Here is a 5,737-nt window from a genome sequence, read left to right on the forward strand (position 1 = left end):
CGGCGGCGGCCTGGAGGCCCAGCTCAACGAGGTCCTCGCGGGCAGGAACGGCAAGCGCGTCTACGCCCAGTCCGGCGGCCGCCAGGTGCCCACCGGCGACGTCAAGGAACAGGCCGCCGTGCCCGGCTCGGACGTCGAGCTCACCATCGACCGCGACATCCAGTGGGCCGCCCAGAACGCCATCAAGAAGCAGGTGGAGGAGTCCGGCGCCGACCGCGGCTACGTCGTCGTCCAGGACACCCGCACCGGCGAGATCCTGGCCATGGCCAACGCCCCCGGCTACGACCCCAACGACCTCACCCACGCCAGCCGCTCCGCCCTGGGCAACGCCGCGCTCCAGGACGCCTACGAGCCCGGCAGCGTCAGCAAGGTCATGACCATGGCCGCCGTCCTGGAGGAGGGCGTCGCCAACCCGCTCACCCGGGTCGAGGTGCCCAACCGGCTGGCCCGCGCCGACCGCTCCTTCGCCGACGACGTCGACCACCCCACCTGGCACCTCACCCTGGCCGGCGTCCTGGCCAAATCCAGCAACATCGGCACCATCCTGGCCAGCGAGCAGCTCGGCAAGACCCGCGAAGAGGCCAACCAGGTCCTCTACACCTACCTCCGCAAGTTCGGCATCGGCCGCCCCACCGGCCTCGGCTTCCCCGGCGAGACCCCCGGCATCCTCGCCCGGCCCGGCGACTGGGGCTCCTCCCGGGCCTACACCATCCCCTTCGGCCAGGGCCTGTCCCTCAACGCCGTCCAGGCCGCCTCCGTCTACTCCACGATCGCGGCCGGCGGCGAGCGCATCCAGCCCACCCTGGTCCGCGGCACCAAGGGGCCCGACGGCAGGTTCACCCCCGCCCCGGCCCCGCCCCGCACCCGCGTGATCAGCCAGAAGACCGCCAAGGACCTCACCGCCATGCTCGAGTCGGTCGTCGACGACCACGAGGGCACCGGCACCAAGGCGCAGATCCCCGGCTACCTCGTCGCCGGCAAGACCGGCACGTCCAACCGGGTGGATCCGCTCACCGGCCGCTACCACGGCTACACCGCCTCCTTCGCCGGTTTCGCCCCCGCCGACCAGCCCCGGATCACCGTCTACTGCGCCGTCCAGAACCCGACCCGGGGCAGCTACTTCGGCGGCCAGGTCTGCGGACCGGTCTACAAGCAGGTGATGGAGTTCGCCCTGAAGACCCTCCAGGTGCCGCCGTCCGGCGCGCAGCCGCCGCGGCTGCCGGTGACCTACGACGGGCAATGAGCCGGGCCGGCCGTGACGACGATCACTCCCGACCCCGGGAACCACGGCCCGGCACGCCCCTCGCTTCGCGGCGAGGCCGGTGCGCCCGGTACGCTCACCGCCGTGCCCCACGCTGATCAGTCCCACACCACCCAGCACCAGGACGCCCCCGCGCCGTACCCCGGAGCGCCGCGCCCCAGCCGGGTCCGCCCCGTGCCCCTGACGGAGCTGGCCGGTCAGCTGGGCATCGCCGCTCCCGCCGCCGCGGAGACGGCCGTCACCGGCATCACCCACGACTCGCGCGCCGTGCGCCCCGGCGACCTCTACGCCGCGCTGCCCGGCGCCCGTTTCCACGGCGCCGACTTCGCCGCCCAGGCGGCCGGCCTCGGTGCCGTCGCCGTCCTGACGGACCCGGCCGGCGCCGAGCGCGCCGCCGCCAGCGGCCTGCCCGTGCTCACCGTCGCCGACCCGCGCGGCCGCATGGGCGCCCTCGCCGCGGCCATCTACGGCGAGCCCGGCCACGAGCTGCTGCGCATCGGCATCACCGGCACCTCCGGCAAGACCACCACCGCCTACCTCGTCGAGGGCGGCCTGCGCGCCCTCGGGACCACCGGCCTGATCGGCACCGTGGAGTCCCGCATCGGCGAGGAGCGCCTGAAGTCGGAGCGCACCACCCCGGAGGCCACCGACCTCCAGGCCCTGTTCGCCGTCATGCGCGAGCGCGGTGTGAAGGCCGTGGCCATGGAGGTCTCCAGCCACGCCCTGCGGCTCGGCCGCGTCGACGGCTGCGTCTTCGACGTCGCCGTCTTCAACAACCTCAGCCCGGAGCACATGGAGTTCCACTCCGGCATGGAGGACTACTACCGGGCCAAGGCCGAGCTCTTCACCAAGGAGCGCAGCCGCGCCGGCGTCGTCAACATCGACGACGAGTACGGGCGCCGGCTCGCCGCGGGCGACAGCGAGGTCCCCGTCACCACCTTCTCCGCCGAGGGCCGCCCCGAGGCCGACTGGCGCGCCGTCGACGTGGAGATCGGCCCCTTCGACTCCGCGTTCACCGTCCTCGGCCCGCAGGGGATCTCCGTCCGTGCCAAGGCGCCGCTCGCCGGCCCGTTCAACGTGGCCAACGCGCTCGCCGCCGTCGTCGCCCTGGCCACCGCCGGGATCGACCCGCAGACCGCCGCCGACGGCGTCGCCGCCGTCCCCGGCGTCCCCGGCCGTCTGGAGCGCGTCGACGCGGGCCAGCCGTACCTGGCCGTCGTCGACTACGCGCACAAGACGGACGCCGTCGAATCGGTTCTCCGCGCCCTGCGCAAGGTGTGCGCCGGCCGCATCCACGCCGTGCTGGGCTGTGGCGGCGACCGCGACACCACCAAGCGCGCCCCCATGGGCGCCGCGCTGGCCCGGCTCGCCGACACCGCCGTGCTGACCTCCGACAACCCCCGCTCCGAGGATCCCCTCGCGATCCTCGCCACCATGCTCACGGGCGCCACCGAGGTGCCCGCCCCCGAGCGCGGCTCCGTCCTCCTGCTGGAGGACCGTGCCGACGCCATCGCCGCCGCCGTCGCCCGCGCCGAACCCGGCGACATCGTCCTGGTGCTGGGCAAGGGCCACGAACAGGGCCAGGACATCGCCGGAGTGGTACGCCCCTTCGACGACCGCCTGGTGCTGCGCGAGGCCATCGAGCACAGCCGGAAGGCGGCCCCCACGCACCGGAACGACCAGGGATGACAGACCGCCATGCGCGCACAAACCTCCCCCCGGAAGCTCTCCAGAACGGCCGGAGGTGAAGATCGGTGATCGATCTGTCACTCGCCGAGATCGCCGCGATCACCGGCGGGCAGCAGCACGACATACCGGACCCGGGGCGCACCGTCACCGGCCCGGTCGAGATCGACTCCCGTGAGGTGCGGCCCGGCAGCCTGTTCGCCGCGCTCCCCGGGGAACGCGTCGACGGCCACGACTACGCCGAGCGCGCCGTCGCCGCCGGCGCGGTCGCCGTGCTGGCCACCCGCCCCGTCGGCGTGCCCGCCGTCGTGGTCGAGGACGTCGTGACGGCCCTGGGCGCCCTCGCCCGCGCCGTCGTCGACCGGCTCGGCACCACCGTGGTGGGCCTGACCGGCTCGGCCGGCAAGACCAGCACCAAGGACCTGATCGCCCAGCTCCTGGAGCGCCTCGGCCCCACCGTCTTCACGCCCGGCTCGCTCAACAACGAGATCGGGCTGCCCCTGACGGCGCTGCGCGCCGACGCCGGGACCCGCCATCTCGTCCTGGAGATGGGCGCCCGCGGCATCGGCCACATCAGCTACCTCACCGGCATCACCCCGCCGCGCATCGGCCTGGTCCTCAACGTCGGCACCGCCCACCTCGGCGAGTTCGGCGGCCGCGAGCAGATCGCCCAGGCCAAGGGCGAGCTCGTCGAGGCCCTCCCGCCGGCCGAGCAGGGCGGCGTCGCCGTCCTCAACGCCGACGACCCGCTCGTGCGCGCCATGAGCACCCGCACCAAGGCCCGCGTCGTCCTCTTCGGCGAGGCTCCCGACGCGGATGTCCGTGCCGAGAACGTGCGCCTGGACGCCACCGGACGCCCCTCGTTCACGCTCCACACCCCCACCGGGTGCGGCGACGTGACCATGCGGCTGTACGGTGAGCACCACGTGTCGAACGCGCTCGCCGCGGCCGCCGTCGCCCATGAGCTGGGCATGCCCGTCGACGAGATCGTCTCCGCGCTCTCCGGGGCGGGCCAGCTCTCCCGCTGGCGCATGGAGGTCACCGAGCGCGCGGACGGCGTGACGATCGTCAACGACGCCTACAACGCGAACCCCGAATCCATGCGAGCCGCCCTGCGCGCGCTGGCCGCCATGGGCAGTACGGGCCGCAGGACGTGGGCGGTGCTCGGTCAGATGGCCGAGCTCGGCGAGGAGTCGCTCGCCGAGCACGACGCGGTCGGGCGGCTCGCCGTCCGGCTCAATGTCGGCAAGCTCGTGGCAGTCGGGGGCAGGGAAGCGGCCTGGCTGCGGATGGGCGCCTATAACGAGGGTTCGTGGGGTGAGGAGTCGGTGCACGTGTCCGACGTGCAGGCGGCGGTCGACCTGTTGCGCAACGAGCTGCGCCCGGGAGACGTCGTACTGGTGAAGGCGTCCAGGTCGGTCGGCCTTGAGCGGATCGCACAGCAGCTGATCGCGGTGGATGGCGAGGTCTCCGGCTGATGAACCAGATCCTCTTCGCGGGTGTCATCGGTCTCTTCCTGACCCTCATCGGCACCCCGCTGCTGATCAAGTTCCTGGCCCGCAAGGGCTACGGCCAGTTCATCCGGGACGACGGCCCGCGCACCCACGGCAGCAAGAAGGGCACGCCCACCATGGGCGGCATCGCCTTCATCCTGGCCACGCTCATCGCGTACGCGGTCACCAAGGTGATCACCAGCCACTCGCCGACGACCTCCGGCCTGCTGGTGCTCTTCCTGACCGCCGGCATGGGCCTCGTCGGCTTCCTCGACGACTACATCAAGATCGTCAAGCAGCGCAGCCTCGGTCTGCGCGCCAAGGCGAAGATGGCCGGCCAGCTGATCGTCGGTATCGCCTTCGCCGTCCTGGCCCTGCAGTTCGCGGACACCCGCGGTCAGACCCCGGCCTCCACGCGGCTCTCCTTCACCCAGGACTTCGGCTGGTCCATCGGCCCCGTGATCTTCGTGGTCTGGGCGCTGTTCATGATCCTCGCCATGTCGAACGGCGTGAACCTCACCGACGGCCTCGACGGCCTGGCCACCGGCGCCTCCGTGATGGTCTTCGGCGCCTACGTCTTCATCGGCACCTGGCAGCACGGCCAGTCCTGCGCCAACCCGCTGACCGCCGGCGCCGGCTGCTACGAGGTACGCGACCCGCTCGACCTCGCGGTCGTCGCCTCCGCCCTGATGGGCTCCTGCTTCGGCTTCCTGTGGTGGAACACCTCGCCCGCCAAGATCTTCATGGGTGACACCGGCTCGCTGGCCCTCGGCGGCGCCCTGGCCGGCCTCGCCATCTGCTCCCGCACCGAGCTGCTCCTCGCCCTTCTGGGCGGTCTGTTCGTGCTCATCACCATGTCCGTGGTGATCCAGGTCGGCTCCTTCCGCCTGACCGGGAAGCGCGTCTTCCGGATGGCCCCGCTCCAGCACCACTTCGAACTCAAGGGGTGGAGCGAGGTCCTGGTGGTGGTCCGCTTCTGGATCATCCAGGGCCTGTGCGTGGCCGTCGGACTCGGAATCTTCTACGCCGGATGGTTGGCCATCAAGTGAGCCCGACTGATTTCAGCGGCAAGCACATCACCGTCGCCGGCCTCGGCGTGAGCGGCATCAGCGCCGCCCGCGCCCTGGCCGGCCTCGGCGCACGCGTCACCGTCGTCGACGGCGGCGACGACGAGGCCCTGCGCCGCCGCGCCGAGACCCGGGCGGCCGGGGTGGTGACCCTCCGCCGCGGCGACGCGACGACGCAGCCCCGGGGCACCCCCCAAGTCCTCACCACCCCCAGCAGGCGCCCCCACAGC

The 5,737-nt window shown here is 72.8% G+C and carries 4 protein-coding genes and 1 pseudogene; all 5 read left to right on the forward strand.

The window, feature by feature from the left end; all coding sequences use genetic code 11:
- The coding region (locus tag AB0K09_RS28930; RefSeq protein ID WP_366068367.1) for a penicillin-binding protein 2 at positions 1-1,243 on the forward strand (1,243 nt) is incomplete at its 5' end.
- Positions 1,244-1,255: 12 nt separating this feature from the next.
- Positions 1,256-2,950, forward strand: a complete 1,695-nt coding sequence (locus AB0K09_RS28935; protein ID WP_366068368.1) for a UDP-N-acetylmuramoyl-L-alanyl-D-glutamate--2,6-diaminopimelate ligase — start codon at positions 1,256-1,258, stop codon at positions 2,948-2,950.
- A 65-nt stretch (positions 2,951-3,015) separates the two neighbouring features.
- Entirely contained in the window at positions 3,016-4,425 is a 1,410-nt protein-coding gene (murF, locus tag AB0K09_RS28940; RefSeq protein WP_366068369.1) for a UDP-N-acetylmuramoyl-tripeptide--D-alanyl-D-alanine ligase, read from the forward strand.
- Entirely contained in the window at positions 4,425-5,489 is a 1,065-nt protein-coding gene (gene mraY, locus AB0K09_RS28945; RefSeq protein ID WP_366068371.1) for a phospho-N-acetylmuramoyl-pentapeptide-transferase, read from the forward strand. Before murF ends, mraY begins: the two co-directional genes overlap by 1 nt.
- Positions 5,486-5,737: pseudogene (murD, locus tag AB0K09_RS28950) on the forward strand (UDP-N-acetylmuramoyl-L-alanine--D-glutamate ligase); the annotation flags it as partial. The gene mraY and the pseudogene murD, both read left to right, overlap by 4 nt.

The sequence above is a fragment of the Streptomyces sp. NPDC049577 genome (assembly GCF_040675635.1).
In the GTDB taxonomy this organism is placed as follows: Bacteria; Actinomycetota; Actinomycetes; order Streptomycetales; family Streptomycetaceae; genus Streptomyces.

Excerpts from the sequence above, each read along its gene's own strand:
- mraY (WP_366068371.1), top strand. The coding sequence starts at position 4,425 with ATGAACCAGATCCTCTTCGCGGGTGTCATCGGTCTCTTCCTGACCCTC.